Consider the following 18,062-nt stretch of genomic DNA (forward strand, 5'->3'; position numbering starts at 1 on the left):
CCCCCATGGCCGAGGCATACATCGTCGACGCGGTGCGCGCGCCCGTCGGGCGGCGCGGCGGCGGCCTGTCCGGCGTGCACCCCGCCGACCTCGGCGCGCACGTGCTGACCGCGCTGATGGAACGCACCAAGGTCGACCCGGCGGCCGTCGAGGACGTCGTGTTCGGCTGCGTGGACGCGGTCGGCCCCCAGGCAGGCGACATCGCCCGCACCTGCTGGCTCGCCGCCGGGCTGCCCGAGGAGGTGCCGGGCGTCACCGTCGACCGGCAGTGCGGGTCGTCGCAGCAGGCCGTGCACTTCGCCGCGCAGGCCGTCCTGTCCGGGACGTCCGACCTGGTCGTGGCGGGCGGCGTGCAGAACATGTCGCAGATCCCGATCGCGTTCGCGATGACCGCCGCCGAGCCGCTCGGCTTCACCCGGGGCCCCTTCGCGGGCTCGGCGGGCTGGACGCGCCGCTACGGCGACGCCGAGGTCTCCCAGTTCAACGGCGCCGAGATGATCGCCCGCGACTGGGACATCTCCCGCGCGGACATGGAGGCGTTCGCCTACGAGTCGCACCGGCGGGCGATCCGCGCGATCGACGAGGGCCGGTTCGAGCGGGAGATCGTCCCCTTCGAGAGCGTCGCCGCCGACGAGGGGCCGCGCCGTGACACGTCGCTGGAGAAGATGGCGGGCCTGAAGACCCTCGTGGAGGGCGGGCGGCTCACCGCCGCGCTCTCGTCCCAGATCTCGGACGGCGCCGCCGCGCTCCTCATCGCCTCCGAGCAGGCCGTCAAAGACCACGGCCTCACGCCGCGCGCCCGCGTCCACCACCTCTCCGCGCGCGGCGAGGACCCGATCAGGATGCTGTCCGCGCCCATCCCCGCCACCGCGCACGCGTTCAAGAAGACCGGCCTGAGCATGGACGACATCGACGCCGTCGAGATCAACGAGGCGTTCGCGTCCGTCGTCCTCGCCTGGCTCAAGGAGACCGGCGCCGACCCGGCGAAGGTCAACCCCAACGGCGGCGCCATCGCCCTCGGCCACCCCCTCGGCGCCACCGGCGCCCGCCTCATGACCACCCTCCTGCACGAGCTGGAGCGCACCGGCGGACGCTACGGCCTGCAGACCATGTGCGAAGGCGGCGGCCAGGCCAACACGACCATCCTCGAACGCCTCTGACCTCGCGCCGGCGGCGGACCGGTCGCAAAGGCAAGCGCGCTGAGCCGCGCCCCGGCATGCGGGGCGCGGCTCAGCGGACGGACGGCGCGGGCCGTCCGTCGGGCGGTTCGTCAGGACGTTTCCCAGGACTGGTCGGTGTTGCCGTTGCAGGGCCAGTTCACGACGGCCGCGCCGTCGCTGAAGTTGTTGAGGAGGCTCATGCACATCCGGTTGAGGCCGCTGATGAGGCGGTCTCTGTCGAAGTGCCACTGCTGCTGGGGTGAGGAGTTGCACTGGTACATGCCGACGAGGGTTCCCTGCCCGCGGTTTCCGGCGCGAACGTCCAGGCACCGGTGACTGGGAAGATCGCTCTGGATCCTGCCGTCCACCAGGCTCCAGCGCTGCGCCTGGCTGCCGTTGCACGTCCACAGGGTGACCATGGCCCCGTTGCCGTCGTTGGCGTCGGCCACGTCGAGGCACTGACCGGCGGCCGTCCGCGGCTTGATCTGGACGCCGGCGAGCACCGCCCCGGGCTGCGGCCCGGGAGCGGACGCGAGTCCGGTCGTGACGGCGGAGGCGGCGCCGGTGCCGCCGGTTCCGGCGGTAAGGCCGGCCAGGAGCAGGCCGCCGGCGGCCACTGACCCCAGCCTGGTCGCCCGCCGTGTCGATGTGCGCATGATGATCCTTTCGATCGATGCGTCGGGTGTCGTCGCCCGTTGTGAAATACGCGACGCCAATGACGCTAGGTAGTCGATCGATTACGGTCCATACCACTTTTCTGGTATTCGCCGGCGGCCGGCGCGGTGGGATGCTTACCGGGTGAGTCAAGTCGCCCGGCAGCGCGTCCTGGACCGTCTGATGGTGCTCGGCAGTGCGGAGCTCGGCCTCGCCGACGTCGCCGACGAGGCGAACCGGCTGATCGCCAGGGCGCTGCCGCACGACGCGAGCTGCTGGCACACCACCGATCCCGCGACCCTCGTCGAGACGGGCTACCGGGCGTACGCCATGCCGCACCCGGACGCGCAGGTCGCCGAGTTCGCGTACCTGACAACCGACTTCAACTCCCTGGCCGCGCTCGTCGAGGGACCCAGGCACAGCGGCGTGCTCAGCGAGGCGGCCGGTGGCCGGCTGGACCGCAGCCCGCGCTACCGGGAGCTGCTCCGGCCCAACAACATCCGCGGCGAGCTGCGCACCGCCCTGGTCGCGGACGGCGCCTGCTGGGGCTGTTTCGCGCTGTTCCGCGAGGCGCCGCGCGACTTCACCGAGGACGAACGCGACTACGCGCACCTGCTGGCGTCGGTACTGGGCCGGCTGATCCGCGCGGCCGGGCTCCGGGGCAGGACCGAGGGCACCGGGCCGGTGCCGTGGCCCGGAGCCGTCGTGCTAGACGCGGCACGCCAGGTGGTGTCGATCACCGACGCCGCCCGGACGTGGCTGGCCGACCTCGGCTCCGCCGGTGCGCCCGGCGACCCCGGCGCGGGGGCGTTGCCGTTCCCCATGCTGACGGCCGTCGAGCGGGTCCGGGAGTCCGGGCGGGCCGTCGACATTCGCGTCCTGGGCTCCTCGGGACGGTGGATCCAGCTGCACGCCGAGCCGGCGTCGGGCCGGGAACCGAACGGCGTCGCCGTCGTCGTGCAGGCCGCCCCGCCCGACTCGATCGCCGCGCTGATCTGCGCCTCCTACGGGTTCACGGCCCGTGAGCGCGAACTCGTCGCCCTCGTCCTGCGGGGCCACCGGACCAGCGAGATCGCCGCCCGCCTGCACATCTCACCGCACACCGTCCAGGCGCACCTGAAGTCGGTGTTCGCCAAAGCGGGCGTGCGCAGCCGCGCCGAACTGGTGGGCCGACGCTTCCTGCGACCCTGAGACGCGCGGCCGCCGGGGCGGGTCAGGCGGCGGACGGGGTGCCGCGGCGCTCGGTCCTGATCTGCAGGACGTACCGCTTGATCTGGTCGGTGATCTCCTCGTTGCCCCAGCCCAGCGCCGGGGCGAGGAGGCGGGCGACATGGGACGCGGCCGCGACGCCGCCGTCCCGCTGCTCGATCGAGACGCGCAGCCGCCGGGCCAGGACGTCCTCCAGGTGCAGGGCGCCCTCGTGCGTCGCCGCGTAGACGGCCTCGGCGCACAGGTAGTCCTCAGCGCCGGGGACGGGGCCGCCGAGCGCCGGGTCGTCCGCGACCAGCTCCAGGACCTCGCGGGCGCACGAGCCGTACCGACGCAGCAGGTGCTCGACCCGCGCGACGTGCAGGCCCGACTCGGCGGCGAGGCGGCGCCGCTCGTTCCACAGCACCTCGAACCCGACCGCGCCGATGATCGGCAGCCGCTCCGTGACGGACTCGGGGACGGCGTCGTCCAGGCCCTCGGCGACGACGTCGACCGCGTCCCGCGCCATCACCCGGTAGGTGGTGAACTTCCCGCCGGTCACGACGACGAGGCCCGGCACGGGCTCGGCGACGGCGTGCTCGCGGGACAGGCGCGTCGTGTCGTCCACTTCGGCGGAGAGGAGCGGGCGCAGGCCCGCGTAGACGCCCTGGATGTCGTCGTGGGTGAGCGGGGTCCGCAGGACGGCGTTCGCCTGGTCGAGGAGGTAGCCGATGTCGGTGTGGTCGGCGATCGGCTCGTCCGGGCCGTCCTCGTGCGGGGTGTCGGTCGTCCCGACGAGCCAGTACCGCCCCCACGGGATGATGAACAGGACGCTCTTGGACGTCCGCGTGATCAGCCCGGTCTCCATCGGGATCCGGTCGCGCGGCACCACCAGGTGGACGCCCTTGGACGCCCGCACGGCGAACGACGCTCGGGAGCCCGTCATGGCCTGGGCGCCGTCCGTCCACACGCCGGTCGCGCAAACGACGCGCCTGGCGCGGACGGCGATCTCCCGGCCGCCTTCCAGGTCCAGGACGTGGGCGCCCGTCACCCGCTCGCCCTCGCGCAGGAACCCGGTCGCCTCGGCGCGGGTGACGACCTTCGCGCCGTACTGCGCGGCCGTCCTGGCGACCATCATCGTGTAGCGGGCGTCGTCCACCTGCGCGTCGTAGTACTGGATCGCGCCGACCAGCGCGTCCGAGCGCAGCGCCGGAGCCTCACGGAGCGCGCCGCGCCTCGTCAGCTGCCGGTGCCGGGGGAGCGCGCGGGCCCCGCCCAGCGAGTCGTACAGGGTGACGCCCGCGCTGACGTAGGCCCGCTCCCACACCCGGTTGCGCAGCGGATACAGGAACTGGACGGGACGCACCAGATGCGGCGCCAGCCGATGCAGAAGCAGGCCCCGCTCCCGCAGCGCCTCCCGGACGAGGCCGAAGTCGCGCTGTTCGAGGTAGCGCAGCCCGCCGTGGATCAGCTTGCTGGAGCGTCCGGACGTCCCGGCCGCCCAGTCCCGCGCCTCCACGAGCGCGACGGACAGGCCGCGGGAGACGGCGTCGAGGGCCGTGCCGGCGCCGACGACGCCGCCGCCGACGACCAGGACGTCGAACTCCGCGTCCGCGAGGCCGCGCAGGGCGTCCTCCCGGTATCGCGGTCCGAGGGCTACGGATGTCACTGCATGCTCCCGACGAGAGATCAGTCCGAGTGTCGTGCGGCCGGGTTGCGGCGAGCCGTCGCCCGGAGGACGTCCCGGACAACCGTCCCGGACAACCGGACGACAACGCGCCGCGACCCGGCGAGACGGCCCTAGCCGATATCGACCCAGTCGAGCGTCCGGGTGACGGCCTTCTTCCAGCCGGCGTAGCCGTGGTGGCGTTGGTCGTCGTTCCAGGTGGGTTCCCAGCGGCGGTCTTCGTTCCAGTTGCGGCGCAGTTCTTGGGTGGTGGTCCAGAATCCGACGGCCAGGCCGGCGGCGTAGGCGGCGCCCAGGGCGGTGGTCTCGGCGACGACGGGGCGGGAGACCGGGACGCCGAGGATGTCGGCCTGCAGTTGCATGCACAGTTCGTTGGCGGTGACGCCGCCGTCGACTTTGAGGACGTCCAGGGCGACGCCGGAGTCTTCGCGCATGGCTTCGACGACGTCGCGGGATTGGTAGCAGATCGATTCCAGGGTGGCGCGGGCCAGGTGGGCGTTGGTGTTGAAGCGTGACAGTCCGACGATGGCGCCGCGGGCGTCCGAGCGCCAGTAGGGGGCGAACAGGCCGGAGAAGGCGGGCACGAAGTACACCCCGCCGTTGTCGTCGACCTGGCGGGCCAGGGCTTCGCTTTGCGCGGCGCCGGAGATGATGCCGAGCTGGTCGCGCAGCCATTGCACCGCCGACCCGGTCACCGCGATCGACCCCTCCAGCGCGTAGACGGGCTTCTGCTGGCCGAACTGGTAGCACACCGTCGTCAGGAGGCCCCGCGAGGAGCGGACGAGTTCCTCACCGGTGTTGAGGAGCAGGAAGTTGCCGGTGCCGTAGGTGTTCTTGGCCTCGCCGGGCGCGAAGCACACCTGCCCCACCGTGGCCGCCTGCTGGTCACCGAGCGCGGCGGTGAGAGGGACTTCGCCGCCGAGCGGGCCGTCGGCGCGGGTGACGCCGTACGGTTCGGGGGCTGAGGACGGTTTGATCTGCGGCAGCATCTGGCGCGGGATGCCGAAGAACGACAGGAGCTGGTCGTCCCAGTCGAGGGTCTCCAGGTCCATCAGCATGGTGCGGCTGGCGTTGGTGGGGTCGGTGACGTGGACGCCGCCGTCCGTCCCGCCGGTGAGGTTCCACAGGACCCAGCTGTCGGTCGTGCCGAAGATCGCGTCGCCGTTCTCGGCGGCTTCGCGGACGCCGTCGACGTTCTCCAGAATCCACTGGATCTTCCCGCCGGAGAAATACGTGGCCGGAGGAAGACCGGCCTTGCGGCGGATGACGTCGCCCTTGCCGTCCCGCTCCAGGGCGGACGCGATGCGGTCGGTGCGGGTGTCCTGCCAGACGATCGCGTTGTAGTACGGACGCCCGGTCCGCCGGTTCCACACCACGGTCGTCTCGCGCTGGTTGGTGATGCCGAGGGCGGCCAGGTCGGTGTGGCTCAGATCGGCCTTGTGCAGCGCCGTCTGGATGACGGCGCGGGTGCGTTCCCAGATCTCGGTGGGGTTGTGCTCGACCCATCCCGCCTGGGGCAGGATCTGCTCGTGTTCGAGCTGGTGGCGGGCGACCTCGTTGCCGCCGTGGTCGAAGATCATGAAGCGGGTGCTGGTGGTGCCCTGGTCGAGCGCTCCGACGAAGTCGGCCATGGCTGGATCCTCCTGGAGGAAGGCGGGGACGGGACGGCTCACGTCTTCTCGTACTCGGGTTCGGCCTTCGTCGGCAGCTCCCCGGAAGACCCGTCATCGGGCAGGAACCGTCCGATGAGGAGCTTGTAGAGGCCGGCGCCGAGCACGCCGCCGATGAGCGGCCCGACGATCGGCACCCAGAAGTACAGGTCGCCGTACTGGTCCCGCCACGCGCCGCCGTAGCCGGTGAGGAACGAGGCGAGCCGGGGGCCGAAGTCGCGGGCCGGGTTGATCGCGTACCCGGCGGCCGAGCCGAACGCCATCCCGATCGCGACCACCACGAGGCCGATCAGGAACGGGGTCAGGTTCGCCAGCGGCGGCCTGTTGCGCGCGTCGGTGAGGACCTTGATCAGGAACAGCAGGATGGCGGTGCCGATCACCTGGTCGCGGAACGCGCCCCAGGTCCCGACCGGAAGGCCGCCGTTGCCCGGCAGCGTCGAGAAGACGCCCTGCGACTTGATCGTCAGGCCGGGGTCGAACTTGTTGAGGATCTCGCTGTAGTTCCACCGGACGATCAGCGCCGCGACGAACGCCCCCGCGGTCTGCGCGGCGATGTACGGGACCGTCTTGCGCCAGGCGAACTCCTTGAACACGGCGAGCGCGACGGTCACGGCCGGGTTGAGGTGCGCGCCGCTGATCCGGGCGGCGACGTAGACGCCGAGCGTCACGCCGAGCCCCCAGGCCCAGGCGATGCTGTCGTGGCCGCCGAGGCTCTGCGGATCGCCGAGCCCGCTGCCGGCGACGGCCTGCGCGACGACGCCGACGCCGAACAGGATGAGGATCATGGTGCCGGCGAACTCGGCTGCGAGCTCGCCGGCGAGCGCGGGGATTCTGGGTCGTTCCGCCATGGGCACTCCTGGTGAAGGCCGGCCTGGACACTGGGCTGGACGCAGGCCCCGTGAGGTTGGGCAGGACGGTAAGCCGGGACGGACCGGCGGACAACGGGAGCCCGCCGACAATGTCGAACACTTTCGCCGGAGCCCGGCGGCAGTTACCCTCCAGTACGTGCACCAGATCCCAGAATCCGGGCAGTTCAGGCCATGTTGGGCGGTCATGGCGGCGGGTGCCGACATTGTCGGCACCCTGGTCGCGGAACTAGCATCGGATTCGTGCCCGGACCTGTGCAATCGATCGAGCGCGCCGCCGCGATCCTGCGCCTGCTCGCCGCGAGTTCGGGACGGCTCGGCGTCGGCGAGATCGCCGCGTCCCTGGGCCTCGCCCGCGGCACCGCGCACGGCATCCTGCGCACGCTGGAGCGCGTCGGGTTCGTCGAGCAGGACGGCGGCAGCGGCAAGTACCAGCTCGGCGCCGCGCTGCTGCACCTCGGCACCAGCTACCTGGACGTCAACGAGCTGCGGTCCCGCGCCATCAACTGGGCCGACGCCCTCGCCTCCCGCAGCGGCGAGGCCGTCCGGATCGGGACGCTCCTGGACGGCAAGGTCCTGGTCGTCCACCACGTGTTCCGTCCCGACGACACGCTCCAGGCCATGGACGTCGGCTCCCTGCTCCCGCTGCACGCCACCGCGCTCGGCAAGGCGCTGCTCGCGCACGACGCGAACGCCGCCGCGTCCATCCGCGACACCGTCCTGGAGTCGTACTGCCGCCGGACCATCACCGATCCGCGCCAGCTCGCACGGGCCGCCACGCGCGTGCGGGAGAACGGGTGGGCGGCCGAGATCGAGGAGCTGTCCATCGGCGAGGCCGGGGTCGCCGCGCCGATCCGCGGGTACGGCGGGCTGGTCGTCGGGGCGATCGGCGTCTCCGGCGCCGTCGAGCGGGTCTGCGACGCGCGCCGCGTCCCCGAGCCGAGGCTCGTCGCGTTCGTGCGGGACGCGGCCCGCGCGGTCTCCCGGGACCTCGGCGGCTCGCGCTGGTGACGCCGCGGCCGCGCCTTCCGGGGGAGTGGGCCGGTCGTGACCGAGCGCTTCGTGATGTCGATCGACCAGGGCACCACCTCGACGCGCTGCATCGTGTTCGACCACGCCGGGCGCCTGGTGTCGGTCGCGCAGCGTGAGCACCGGCAGCATTTCCCGAAGCCCGGCTGGGTCGAGCACGACCCGATGGAGATCTGGCGCAACCTCGAACGCATCGCTCCCGAGGCGCTCGCCCAGGCGGGCGTCACGACGGCGCAGATCGCGGCCGTCGGGATCGCGAACCAGCGTGAGACGACCGTCCTGTGGGACCGGCTGACCGGCGTCCCGATCGGCCGCGCCATCGTCTGGCAGGACATGCGGACCGGCGCGCTCGTGGACGAGCTGTCCCGCGCCCCCGGCGCCGCGATGGTCGCCGAGCGCAGCGGGCTGCCGCTCGCCACCTACTTCTCGGCGCCGCGCGTCCGCTGGCTGCTCGACCACACGCCCGGCCTCCGCGAGCGCGCCGAACGCGGCGAGGTCCTGTTCGGCACGATGGAGAGCTGGTTGATCTGGAATCTCAGCGGCGGCGTCGACGACGGCGTCCACGTCACCGACGTGACCAACGCCGGACGCACCCTGATGATGGACCTGCACACCCTGAGCTGGGACGACGGGCTCCTCGACTTCTTCGGCGTGCCGCGCGCGATGCTGCCGGAGATCAGGTCGTCCACCGAGACCTACGGGACGGCCCGCCGCGTGTTCCCCGGCGTCCGGATCGGCGCTGCGCTCGGCGACCAGCAGGCCGCGCTGTTCGGGCAGACGTGCTTCTCCCCGGGCGAGACGAAGTGCACCTACGGGACGGGCGCGTTCCTGCTGATGAACACCGGCACCACGCCGATCAAGTCCGACAACGGGCTGCTCACCACCGTCGGCTACAAGATCGGCGACGAGCCCGCCGTGTACGCGCTGGAGGGCTCGATCGCGATCACCGGCGCGCTCGTCCAGTGGTTCCGGGACGGCCTCGGCCTGATCAGCACCGCCCCGGAGATCGAGACCCTCGCCCGCTCGGTCGACGACAACGGCGGCTGCTACATCGTCCCGGCGTTCTCCGGCCTGTTCGCGCCGCACTGGCGCAGCGAGGCGCGCGGGATCATCGTCGGCCTCACGTCCTACATCACGCGGGGCCACCTGGCGCGGGCCGTGCTGGAGGCGACCGCCTGGCAGACCCGCGAGGTCGTGGACGCGATGAACGCCGACTCCGGGCTCGGCCTGAAGGAGCTGAAGGCCGACGGCGGCATGACGTCGGACAACCTGGTCATGCAGATGGTCGCCGACATGCTGAACGTGCCGGTGGAACGTCCCATGGTGGTGGAGACGGTGTCGCTCGGGGCCGCCTACGCCGCCGGGCTGGCGGTCGGCTACTGGGCGGGGCTCGAAGGGCTGCGGCGCAACTGGCACCGCGCGGCCCGGTGGGTCCCGGCGATGGAGCCCGGACGGCGCGCCGCCGAGTACGACAACTGGAAGCGCGCCGTGGAACGCACCTTCGACTGGATCCGCACCGGCGACGACCCGGCCGGGCAATCCGATATTGTATAGAAAATTCTGAGGAGGGGTCGATGGGTGACGCGGAGGCGTCCGAGGTGTCGGAGGGGCCGGAGGCGTCCGGCCACGACGTGGTCACGGTGGCCGACCACGGTGCGGCACGGGTGATCACGCTCAACCGTCCCGAGGCGCGCAACGCGATCGACGTCCCGACGCGGAACCGGCTCGCGGCGGAGCTGCGGCGCGCCGCCGACGACCCCGCCGTCCGGGCGATCGTGCTCACGGGCGCGGGCGGGACGTTCTCGGCGGGCGGCGACGTCCGGTCGATGGAGGGCGCCCGGCCGGACGAGGTCAGGGCCAGGCTCGCGCCGCTGCACGAGGCCGTCCAGACCATCGCGACCTGCGCGAAGCCCGTGATCGCGGCCGTGGAGGGCGCCGCCGCCGGGCTCGGCGTCTCGCTCGCCGCCGTCTGCGACCACGTGGTCGCCGCGGAGGACGCCCGGTTCGTCGCCGGGTTCGGCAAGGTCGGGGTCGTCCCGGACGGCGGCCTGCTCTGGTCGCTGCCCCAGCGCGTCGGGACGGGCCGCGCCAAGGAGATGCTCGTCTTCGGCCGGACGGTCCCCGCCTCCCGCGCCTACGAGATCGGCCTGGCCGACTCGCTCGTCCCGTCCGGCAAGGCCCTGGACGCCGCGCTGGACCTCGCCGCCGAGGCCGCCGCCCTCGCCCCGCTCTCGGTCGCCGCCGCCAAGCGCCTGCTCGCGCGGACGGACGGCGACCTGGCGCGGCTGCTGGAGTCCGAGGCCGAGGCGCAGGCCGCGCTGTTCGGCACCGCCGACTTCGCCGAGGGCCGCGCCGCGTTCGCCGAACGCCGCCCGCCCCGCTTCGAGGGCCGCTGACGATGAGACTGCAGCAGACCCACGGGCTGACGGACGAGCAGCGGGAGATCATCGCGACCGTGCGCGCGTTCGTCGACAGGGAGATCCTCCCCGTCGCGACCGAACTGGAGCACGCCGACGAGTACCCGCAGGCCATCGTGGACGGCATGAAGAAGCTCGGGCTCTTCGGCCTGACGATCGCCGAGGAGCACGGCGGGCTCGGGGAGTCGCTGCTGACGTACGCGCTCGCGGTCGAGGAGCTGGCGCGCGGCTGGATGAGCGTGTCCGGCATCGTCAACACCCACTTCATCGTCGCCTGGATGATCGCCCAGCACGGCACCGCCGAGCAGCAGGCGCACTACCTGCCGAGGATGGCGACCGGGGAGATCAGGGGCGCGTTCTCGATGTCGGAGCCCGGCTGCGGCTCGGACGTCTCGGCGATCACGACGCGCGCCGTCCCGGACGGCGACGGCCACCACGTCGTCGACGGCCAGAAGATGTGGCTGACGAACGGCGCGTCCGCCAACCTCGTCGCGACCCTCGTCAAGACCGACCCCGCCGCCGGGCACCGCGGCATGACGACGTTCCTGGTCGACAAGACGCCCGGGTTCGGCGAGGTCGCGCCCGGCCTGACCGTCCCCGGCAAGATCGACAAGATGGGGTACCGGGGCGTCGACACCACCGAGCTGATCTTCGACGGCTACCGGATCCCGTCCGCGCGGATCCTCGGCGGGACGCCCGGACGCGGCTTCTACCAGATGATGGACGGCGTCGAAGTCGGCCGCGTCAACGTCGCGGCGCGCGGCTGCGGCGTGGCGATGCGCGCCTACGAGCTGGCCCTCGCCTACGCGCGGCAGCGCGAGACGTTCGGCAAGCCGATCGCCGAGCACCAGGCCGTCCTGTTCCGCCTGGCGGAGATGGCCACCAAGGTCGAGGCCGCGCACCAGATGATGGTGATGGCGGCGCGGCGCAAGGACTCGGGCGAGCGCAACGACCTGGAGTCGGGAATGGCGAAGTACCTGGCCAGCGAGTACTGCAAGGAGGTCGTGGAGGACGCGTTCCGCATCCACGGCGGCTACGCCTACTCCAGGGAGTACGAGATCGAGCGCCTCTACCGGGAGGCGCCGATGCTGCTGATCGGCGAGGGCACCGCCGACATCCAGAAGATGATCATCGGCCGCCGCCTCCTGGAGGGCTGACCGTGCGGGCGGCGGATATCGTGGGCGATATGTCCAGCCCCACACCCGCCTCCGGCCGCCGCCACGACGAGCTCCGCGACTTCCTGCGGACGCGCCGCGCCCGGCTCACGCCCGCCGACGTCGGGCTGCCGGACGGCGGCAGGCGCCGCACGCCGGGCCTGCGCCGCGAGGAGGTCGCCGTCCTCGCGGGCGTCGGGGTGTCCTGGTACACGTGGCTGGAGCAGGGCCGCGACATCAGGGTGTCCGGGGACGTCCTGGACGCGATCGCCCGCGCCCTCCGCCTGGACGGCGCCGAACGCGAGCACCTCTACCTCCTCGCCGGCCTGAACCCGCCCCGGGCCGGGGCGGGTCCCGTCGCGCCGCTCACCCCGGAGCTGCGGCGGCTCCTGGACGCCTGGTCGCCCCGCCCCGCCTACATCCGCGACCGCCACTGGAACCTCATCGCGTTCAACGACTCCGCCCGCGACGTGTTCGGCTACGGCGGCACCGACCACAACTGCCTGATCACGTTCTTCACCAGCGTCCGGTACCGGGACCTGCACATGCACTGGGCCGCCGTCGCGCCCGACGTCGTCGGACGGTTCCGCGCCGACGCCGCCCGCTACCCCGACGACCCCGAGTTCGCCCGGATCGCCGGGGACCTCCTTTCCGTCAGCGACGAGTTCGCGGAACTGTGGGACCGGCACGAGGTCAGCGCCGCGACGCAGGCGGTGAAGGCGATCCGGCATCCGGACGCCGGTGAGATGATCTTCGAGTCGACGGTGCTGCCGCTGGCCGACCGTCCGGGGCAGGACCTCGTCCTGTACAACCCGCGTCCGGGGACCGGAACGCTGGAGCGCCTCGAACGCCTGACGGCCCGCCGGGGCCTGGCCGCCGCCGGCTGACCCGCCCGGGGCCCGGCGAGCCTGGTGGTGCCACACCCACGATAAACGGACTCTGCCGCCCGTCCTCCGAGCCCGGCACGATCAACGGCATGACACCTGACGCACGATTCGCAGGCAAGACCGCATTGATCACCGGAGGGACGAGCGGGATGGGCCTCGCCGCCGCGCGACGGCTGCTGGACGAGGGCGCGTCCGTCGTCATCACCGGCCGCGACCAGGCCCGCCTCGACGCCGCCGCCAAGGAGCTGGACGCCGGAGACCGCGTCCTGCCAGTACGAGCCGACGCCGCCAGCCTGCCCGACCTGGACGCTCTCATGGAAACCGTCCGGGAACGCCACGGCCGCCTCGACGTCGTGTTCGCCAACGCGGGCATCGCCGTGTTCGGCCCGGCCGCGGAGACGACCGAGGCCGACTTCGACAACGCCGTGGACGTCAACTTCAAAGGCGTGTTCTTCACCGTCCAGAAGGCGCTGCCGCTGCTCGCCGCCGACGCCGCCATCGTGATCAACGCGTCGTGGACGATGCACCGCGGCCTGCCGATCGGCTCGGTGTACTCGGCGACGAAGGCGGCCGTGCAGAGCCTGACCCGGACACTGGCGGCGGAGCTGGGGCCGCGGGGCGTCCGGGTCAATTCGGTCAGCCCGGGCTACATCGACACGCCGATGTACCGTGGCGCCGTCCCCGAGGACGAGGCGGACGCGATCCGCGCGCAGGTGGCGTCCGGCCGGATCGGCACGCCGGAGGAGGTGGCGGGGGTGGTCGCGTTCCTCGCCTCGGCGGACGCGGCCTACGTCAACGGCCAGGACCTGATCGTGGACGGCGGCCTGGTGGCCGCCGTCGCCGGACCCTCCCGCCTGACCACCGCGACGGCTTGAGAACGAAGGGGAAGAAAACCATGAGGAATCGCGAATTCGCGGGCACGCCGGTCGGCGCGGTCGGCCTCGGCTGCATGGGGATGAGCTGGGCGTACGCCGCGTCCGAGCGCGACGACGACGTGTCGATCGCGCTGATCCGCGAGGCGCTGGACATCGGCGTCACGTTCCTGGACACCGCGCAGCCCTACGGCGACGGCCACAACGAGACGCTCGTCGGCCGCGCGCTCGCCGGCCGCCGCGACGAGGCGGTCGTCGCCACCAAAACCGGCCTGGTCGTCACGGACGTGGACCGCATGGGCATCGCCAGGCGTGGCACGCCCGAGCACGTCAAGGCGTCCGCCGACGACAGCCTCCGCCGCCTCGGCACCGACGTGATCGACCTGTACTACCTGCACCGGGTCGACCCGGCCGTGCCGCTCGCCGAAACGTGGGGCGCGATGGCCGAGCTGGTCGCCGCCGGGAAGGTCCGCAGGCTGGGACTGTCGGAGGTCAGCGTGGCGCAGGCCGCGGAGGCGCACGCGATCCACCCGGTCGCGGCCGTCCAGTCGGAACTGTCGCTCTGGACCCGCGACGCGATGGGGGCGCCCGGCGGCCTCGCGGGCGCCGTCCCGGGCGACACCCCGCCCACCGCGGACGGGCCGGGCGACGTGGTCTCCTGGTGCGCCGCCAACGGCGCCGCGTTCGTGCCGTACTCGCCGCTCGGCCGCGGCTTCCTCACCGGGACGGTCACCAGCGCCGACTTCGAGACCAACGACTTCCGCGGCCGCAACCCGCGCTTCCAGGAGGAGGCGCTGAAGGCCAACCTGCGCATCGTGGACGTCGTCAAGGCGGTCGCCGAGCGGCACGGCGCGACCCCGGCGCAGGTCGCCATCGCCTGGACGCTCGCGCAGGGCGACCACGTCCTCCCGATCCCCGGCACCAAGAAGCCCCGCTACCTGCGCGACAACGCGGCCGCCGCCGACCTGGACCTCACCCCCGCCGACCTCGCCGAACTGGACGGCGTCCCCGCACCGGTCGGCGGCCGCTACTGACGCTCGGACGGCCGGCCAGGCTCTGCTGCGCGGTCTCGCCGCGGGTCAACGCGCCAGCAGGGCCTGCTGGGCGGCGATCGCCTCCGCCGCCTGCCGGACGATGCCGTCGATCAGCTCGCCGCAGGCGGGCAGGTCCTCGATGACGCCGACGACCTGGCCGGACGCCATCACCCCCAGGTCGGGACGGCCGTCCACCATCGCCGCCTTCAGCAGCATCGGGGTGTTCGCGGCCATCAGGACCTGCGACCACGACAGGTCCTTGCCGTGCTTCATCGCCTTCCCGTCGGCGATCATCTCGCGCCACGACATGCCGGACAGCTTCTTGAACCGGGCCCCGTTGCGCAGCGCCCGGACCAGGCCGCCGACCCGTCCGGACCCCTCCAGCGCGTCGACCAGCCCGCTGCGCAGCACCCGGTGCGGTATGCCGTCGACCTGCCGGGTCACCACGGTCTCGCCGGTCTCCAGGTAGACCTGCTTGACCGCGTCCGGGACGGAGCTGTCGGACGTCAGCAGGAACCGGGTCCCCATCGCGACGCCCGCCGCCCCGTACGCCAGCGCGGCGGCGAGGCCGCGTCCGTCGAAGAAGCCGCCGGCCGCGATCACGGGGATGTCGACCGCGTCCACGACCTGGGGGAGCAGCAGCGTCGTCGCGACGGCGCCGGTGTGCCCGCCGCCCTCGCCGCCCTGCACGAGCACGGCGTCCGCGCCCCAGCCCGCGACCTTCTCCGCGTGCCTCCGCGCTCCCACGGACGGGATCACGACGACGCCCGCGTCCTTCAGCTTGGAGATCAGCTCCTTCTTGGGCGCGAGCGCGAACGAGGCGACCTTGATGCCCTCCTTGATGAGCAGGTCGATCCGGTCGCCCGCGTCCCCGGCGTCGGCCCGGAGGTTGACGCCGAACGGCGCGTCCGTCCGGTCCTTCACCTCGTGGATCGCGTCCGCGAGCTGATCGAGGGACATCGTCGCCGACGCCAGGATCCCGAGGCCCCCGGCGTTCGCGACGGCGGTGACGAGCCGCGGCCCCGCCACCCACCCCATGCCCGTCTGGACGACCGGATGCCGCACACCCGTCAGCCGCGTCAGCGGAGTGTCGAGGACCTGCTCCATCAGGACGGGACCTCCCGCTCCCGCAACCCCTTCGGATCGAGGACGTCGCGCATGATCCGCAACTCCTCCCCGTCCGGCGGCCGCGTCTCCGGCACCCGCTCCGGGACGACCAGCGCGAACCCCGTGGCCGCCACCACGTCCTCGACACGCACGCCGGGATGCACCGAGCGCAGCCGCATCCGCTTGTCAGGGGTGTCGAAGTCGAGCACGGCGAGGTTGGTCACCACGGCGCGGATCTCGTGCGCGCCCCGGTCCCAGCCGACGCCGCTCACCATGTCGACCTTCGCGGTGAACACCCGCGTCGAGTGCCTGGGCACCCAGTAGCTCGTCGGGTTCAGCAACGTATTGCCCGGCCCTCCGCGCACCCCGAGCAACTGCCGCGACGGACGTTCCCAATCCCCGATGCACGAGATGTTGGTGTTGCCGTGCGCGTCGATCTGGCTCGGCCCCATCACCACGTGCCGCCGCCCATTCAGGACGAGCCACAAATGGTCCCGAAACGGCAGCCACCCCTCGACCACCGTCGCGGACGACCCCAACGGAACGGGCTCGGCGCTCAGCGACGGACCCCCGTCCGTGGTCAGCAGATCGGGCGCGAACGTCGCCCGCGCCAGCCGCGACCCGAGCATCGGCACGAACCCGGCCACCGCCGCCGCGACGATCTCCCCGTCGCCGCGGAACAGATCGGCGCACGCCGCCGCGCACACTTCCGCCCTCGTCACGTCGCTCACCGGTTCTCCTCCCGCCAGACGCGGACGGCGTCCTGATAGGCGGCCTCGTCACCGGACAGGAACCGCTCCCGGAACGCCGCCCACTTCTCCGGATCGGCGGCCGACTGGGCATAGAGCTTCTGGAACGCCTCGTCCCGTCCGAAGTCGGGCGCGCAGTCGGTGAAATGCGCGCCGTTCGGCGTCTCCACGACACCCGCGACCTGCGCCCGGCTGATCAGCAGCGACTGCACGGGCCCTTCCTTGGCGAAATCAGCGGTATCGACGACCCGTTCACACGACACATAAGTACGATCAGCCGCTTTGGCGAACAGGTCGTCCATATAGGGGTCAGGGCCGAGATATTGAGCGTTGCCGCGGGCGTCGGCGCGATTCATATGCACGAGCGCCACGTCCATCCTCAGAGCCGGGACGGCGACCAGCTCGCGCCCGTCCTCATACGGCGAAACAACGGTCTTCAGCTCGGGATTGACCTTCATCACGTCCGAGCCGAGCCCGACCGGGGTGGGCAGGAACGGCAGCCGGTGCGCCGCCGCGTAAAGCCCGAACATGAACATGCCCTCGTCGTATTCGGTCAGCTCGATGGCCCCCGATTCCCGCGCCCGCCGGAAATGCGGCTCCAGCGGAATCGAGTCCATGGTGACGAACGCGGTGACGAGCCGCCGGATCTTGCCCGCCGCGCACAATAGCCCGACGTCCGGCCCCCCGTAGGTCACGACGGTCAGGTCGGTGACGGGGGAGCGGAGGATCGCCCGGACGAGCGCCATCGGCTTGCGCCGCGACCCCCAGCCGCCGATCCCGACCGTCATGCCGCCCTCCAGCGACCCGGCGACCTCCTCGGCCGACATCACCTTGCCCGTCATTCCGCGGCCCCCTTGGCGACGAACGCGTCACGATGCTCATCTCCGGCGCCGACGAGGTTGAGCTCGAACGTGAACCCCTGCTCGTACCGATAGCTCCGCTTGACGTCGACAGGATCGATCCCGTTCAGCGACTCTTTGGCGCGCCGGATCACATACCGGTCCTTGGCGGCGATGGACGCGGCGACCTCCATAGCCTTGCCGCGCAATTCGTCCGCCGAGACGACCTCCAACACCGACCCGTAATGGTGCAACTCATCGGCCGTGACGTTGCGGCACGTATAGACCATCGCGCGCATCAGATGCTGCGGGACGAGCCGCGCCAGATGCGTGGCAGCACCGAGCGCACCGCGATCCACCTCGGGCAGCCCGAAATAGGCGTCCTGTGAAGCGATCACGATGTCGGCGTTGCCCGCGAGCCCGACGCCGCCCCCAAGACAGAACCCGTGGACGGCCGCCACGACCGGAACCTCGCAGTCGTACACAGCCGCGAAGGCCGCGTAACAGCCACGGTTGGCGCCGACGAGCGCGGCATGGCCGTCCGTGCTCTGCATCTCCTTGATGTCGACGCCCGCGTTGAAGCCCCGTCCCTCCGCCCGGAGGACGACCGCGCCGACCCCCGGATCGCGGCCCGCCGCGAGCACCGCGTCGGCCAGCTCGTACCAGCCCGCGACGGTGAGCGCGTTGACCGGCGGCGCGGCTACGACGATCTCGGCGACCCCGTCCAGGGTCGTCGTGGAGACTCCCAT

At 72.2% G+C, this 18,062-nt stretch carries 17 protein-coding genes; 9 read left to right on the forward strand and 8 right to left on the reverse strand.

What is annotated here, in order from left to right:
• The first annotated feature begins 5 nt into the window (after window positions 1-5).
• Complete coding sequence (locus tag ACH35V_RS36910; RefSeq protein WP_395979517.1) at window positions 6-1,160, forward strand: acetyl-CoA C-acetyltransferase; 1,155 nt, start codon at window positions 6-8, stop codon at window positions 1,158-1,160.
• 110 nt (window positions 1,161-1,270) lie between these two features.
• Here ACH35V_RS36910 and ACH35V_RS36915 read toward each other — a convergent pair whose 3' ends face one another.
• On the reverse strand, window positions 1,271-1,816 hold the full coding sequence (locus tag ACH35V_RS36915; RefSeq protein WP_395979518.1) for an RICIN domain-containing protein: 546 nt from the start codon (window positions 1,814-1,816) through the stop codon (window positions 1,271-1,273).
• A 142-nt stretch (window positions 1,817-1,958) separates the two neighbouring features.
• Here ACH35V_RS36915 and ACH35V_RS36920 point away from each other — a divergent pair, with 142 nt between their 5' ends.
• Complete coding sequence (locus ACH35V_RS36920; RefSeq protein WP_395979519.1) at window positions 1,959-3,005, forward strand: LuxR C-terminal-related transcriptional regulator; 1,047 nt, start codon at window positions 1,959-1,961, stop codon at window positions 3,003-3,005.
• Window positions 3,006-3,027: 22 nt separating this feature from the next.
• Here ACH35V_RS36920 and ACH35V_RS36925 read toward each other — a convergent pair whose 3' ends face one another.
• From ACH35V_RS36925 to ACH35V_RS36935, 3 genes are all read right to left on the reverse strand, one after another.
• The gene (locus ACH35V_RS36925; protein WP_395979520.1) at window positions 3,028-4,671 is read right to left on the reverse strand and encodes a glycerol-3-phosphate dehydrogenase/oxidase; all 1,644 of its coding nucleotides are present in this window, start codon (window positions 4,669-4,671) and stop codon (window positions 3,028-3,030) included.
• Between the two features lie 131 nt (window positions 4,672-4,802).
• The gene (gene glpK, locus ACH35V_RS36930; RefSeq protein ID WP_395979521.1) at window positions 4,803-6,320 is read right to left on the reverse strand and encodes a glycerol kinase GlpK; all 1,518 of its coding nucleotides are present in this window, start codon (window positions 6,318-6,320) and stop codon (window positions 4,803-4,805) included.
• A gap of 38 nt (window positions 6,321-6,358) precedes the next feature.
• A complete protein-coding gene (locus ACH35V_RS36935) occupies window positions 6,359-7,207 on the reverse strand; it encodes an MIP/aquaporin family protein (protein ID WP_395979522.1) in 849 nt (282 codons plus the stop codon).
• A gap of 261 nt (window positions 7,208-7,468) precedes the next feature.
• Here ACH35V_RS36935 and ACH35V_RS36940 point away from each other — a divergent pair, with 261 nt between their 5' ends.
• The 7 genes from ACH35V_RS36940 to ACH35V_RS36970 all read left to right on the forward strand — a co-directional run bounded on the left by ACH35V_RS36940 (window position 7,469) and on the right by ACH35V_RS36970 (window position 14,618).
• The gene (locus ACH35V_RS36940) at window positions 7,469-8,236 is read left to right on the forward strand and encodes an IclR family transcriptional regulator (RefSeq protein WP_131964632.1); all 768 of its coding nucleotides are present in this window, start codon (window positions 7,469-7,471) and stop codon (window positions 8,234-8,236) included.
• Window positions 8,237-8,272: 36 nt separating this feature from the next.
• On the forward strand, window positions 8,273-9,808 hold the full coding sequence (gene glpK / locus ACH35V_RS36945; protein ID WP_395979523.1) for a glycerol kinase GlpK: 1,536 nt from the start codon (window positions 8,273-8,275) through the stop codon (window positions 9,806-9,808).
• 20 nt (window positions 9,809-9,828) lie between these two features.
• On the forward strand, window positions 9,829-10,650 hold the full coding sequence (locus tag ACH35V_RS36950; RefSeq protein ID WP_395979524.1) for an enoyl-CoA hydratase/isomerase family protein: 822 nt from the start codon (window positions 9,829-9,831) through the stop codon (window positions 10,648-10,650).
• A gap of 2 nt (window positions 10,651-10,652) precedes the next feature.
• A complete protein-coding gene (locus tag ACH35V_RS36955) occupies window positions 10,653-11,828 on the forward strand; it encodes an acyl-CoA dehydrogenase family protein (RefSeq protein ID WP_395979525.1) in 1,176 nt (391 codons plus the stop codon).
• 29 nt (window positions 11,829-11,857) lie between these two features.
• Complete coding sequence (locus ACH35V_RS36960; RefSeq protein ID WP_395979526.1) at window positions 11,858-12,712, forward strand: helix-turn-helix transcriptional regulator; 855 nt, start codon at window positions 11,858-11,860, stop codon at window positions 12,710-12,712.
• Window positions 12,713-12,801: 89 nt separating this feature from the next.
• Window positions 12,802-13,587, forward strand: coding sequence for a glucose 1-dehydrogenase (locus tag ACH35V_RS36965; protein ID WP_395979527.1), 786 nt, complete (start codon window positions 12,802-12,804; stop codon window positions 13,585-13,587).
• A gap of 20 nt (window positions 13,588-13,607) precedes the next feature.
• The gene (locus ACH35V_RS36970; protein ID WP_395979528.1) at window positions 13,608-14,618 is read left to right on the forward strand and encodes an aldo/keto reductase; all 1,011 of its coding nucleotides are present in this window, start codon (window positions 13,608-13,610) and stop codon (window positions 14,616-14,618) included.
• Between the two features lie 45 nt (window positions 14,619-14,663).
• Here ACH35V_RS36970 and ACH35V_RS36975 read toward each other — a convergent pair whose 3' ends face one another.
• From ACH35V_RS36975 to ACH35V_RS36990, 4 genes are read right to left on the reverse strand one after another with little or no spacing between them, the layout of a single operon-like run.
• Window positions 14,664-15,725: an NAD(P)H-dependent flavin oxidoreductase gene (locus tag ACH35V_RS36975; RefSeq protein WP_395979529.1), complete on the reverse strand. Its 1,062-nt coding sequence runs from the start codon at window positions 15,723-15,725 to the stop codon at window positions 14,664-14,666.
• On the reverse strand, window positions 15,725-16,456 hold the full coding sequence (locus ACH35V_RS36980) for a CoA-transferase subunit beta (RefSeq protein WP_395979530.1): 732 nt from the start codon (window positions 16,454-16,456) through the stop codon (window positions 15,725-15,727). The genes ACH35V_RS36975 and ACH35V_RS36980 overlap by 1 nt, the downstream gene beginning before the upstream one ends.
• Window positions 16,453-17,316 (reverse strand): CoA transferase subunit A, encoded by an 864-nt coding sequence (locus ACH35V_RS36985; protein WP_395979531.1) that lies wholly within the window; start codon window positions 17,314-17,316, stop codon window positions 16,453-16,455. Before ACH35V_RS36985 ends, ACH35V_RS36980 begins: the two co-directional genes overlap by 4 nt.
• Window positions 17,313-18,062 carry an enoyl-CoA hydratase family protein gene (locus ACH35V_RS36990; RefSeq protein ID WP_395979532.1) on the reverse strand — a complete coding sequence of 250 codons (750 nt, stop codon included), beginning with the start codon at window positions 18,060-18,062 and terminating at the stop codon, window positions 17,313-17,315. Before ACH35V_RS36990 ends, ACH35V_RS36985 begins: the two co-directional genes overlap by 4 nt.

Source organism: Actinomadura sp. 1N219, assembly GCF_044326405.1.
In the GTDB taxonomy this organism is placed as follows: Bacteria; Actinomycetota; Actinomycetes; order Streptosporangiales; family Streptosporangiaceae; genus Spirillospora.

What these genes read in the sequence shown, in the direction of transcription:
- ACH35V_RS36910 (WP_395979517.1), top strand. Translation starts at nt 6, where the DNA reads ATGGCCGAGGCATACATCGTCGACGCGGTGCGCGCGCCCGTCGGGCGG.
- ACH35V_RS36915 (WP_395979518.1), bottom strand. Translation starts at nt 1,816, where the DNA reads ATGCGCACATCGACACGGCGGGCGACCAGGCTGGGGTCAGTGGCCGCC.
- glpK (WP_395979521.1), bottom strand. Translation starts at nt 6,320, where the DNA reads ATGGCCGACTTCGTCGGAGCGCTCGACCAGGGCACCACCAGCACCCGC.
- ACH35V_RS36935 (WP_395979522.1), bottom strand. Translation starts at nt 7,207, where the DNA reads ATGGCGGAACGACCCAGAATCCCCGCGCTCGCCGGCGAGCTCGCAGCC.
- ACH35V_RS36950 (WP_395979524.1), top strand. Translation starts at nt 9,829, where the DNA reads ATGGGTGACGCGGAGGCGTCCGAGGTGTCGGAGGGGCCGGAGGCGTCC.
- ACH35V_RS36955 (WP_395979525.1), top strand. Translation starts at nt 10,653, where the DNA reads ATGAGACTGCAGCAGACCCACGGGCTGACGGACGAGCAGCGGGAGATC.
- ACH35V_RS36960 (WP_395979526.1), top strand. Translation starts at nt 11,858, where the DNA reads ATGTCCAGCCCCACACCCGCCTCCGGCCGCCGCCACGACGAGCTCCGC.
- ACH35V_RS36965 (WP_395979527.1), top strand. Translation starts at nt 12,802, where the DNA reads ATGACACCTGACGCACGATTCGCAGGCAAGACCGCATTGATCACCGGA.
- ACH35V_RS36970 (WP_395979528.1), top strand. Translation starts at nt 13,608, where the DNA reads ATGAGGAATCGCGAATTCGCGGGCACGCCGGTCGGCGCGGTCGGCCTC.
- ACH35V_RS36975 (WP_395979529.1), bottom strand. Translation starts at nt 15,725, where the DNA reads ATGGAGCAGGTCCTCGACACTCCGCTGACGCGGCTGACGGGTGTGCGG.
- ACH35V_RS36985 (WP_395979531.1), bottom strand. Translation starts at nt 17,316, where the DNA reads ATGACGGGCAAGGTGATGTCGGCCGAGGAGGTCGCCGGGTCGCTGGAG.
- ACH35V_RS36990 (WP_395979532.1), bottom strand. Translation starts at nt 18,062, where the DNA reads ATGGGAGTCTCCACGACGACCCTGGACGGGGTCGCCGAGATCGTCGTA.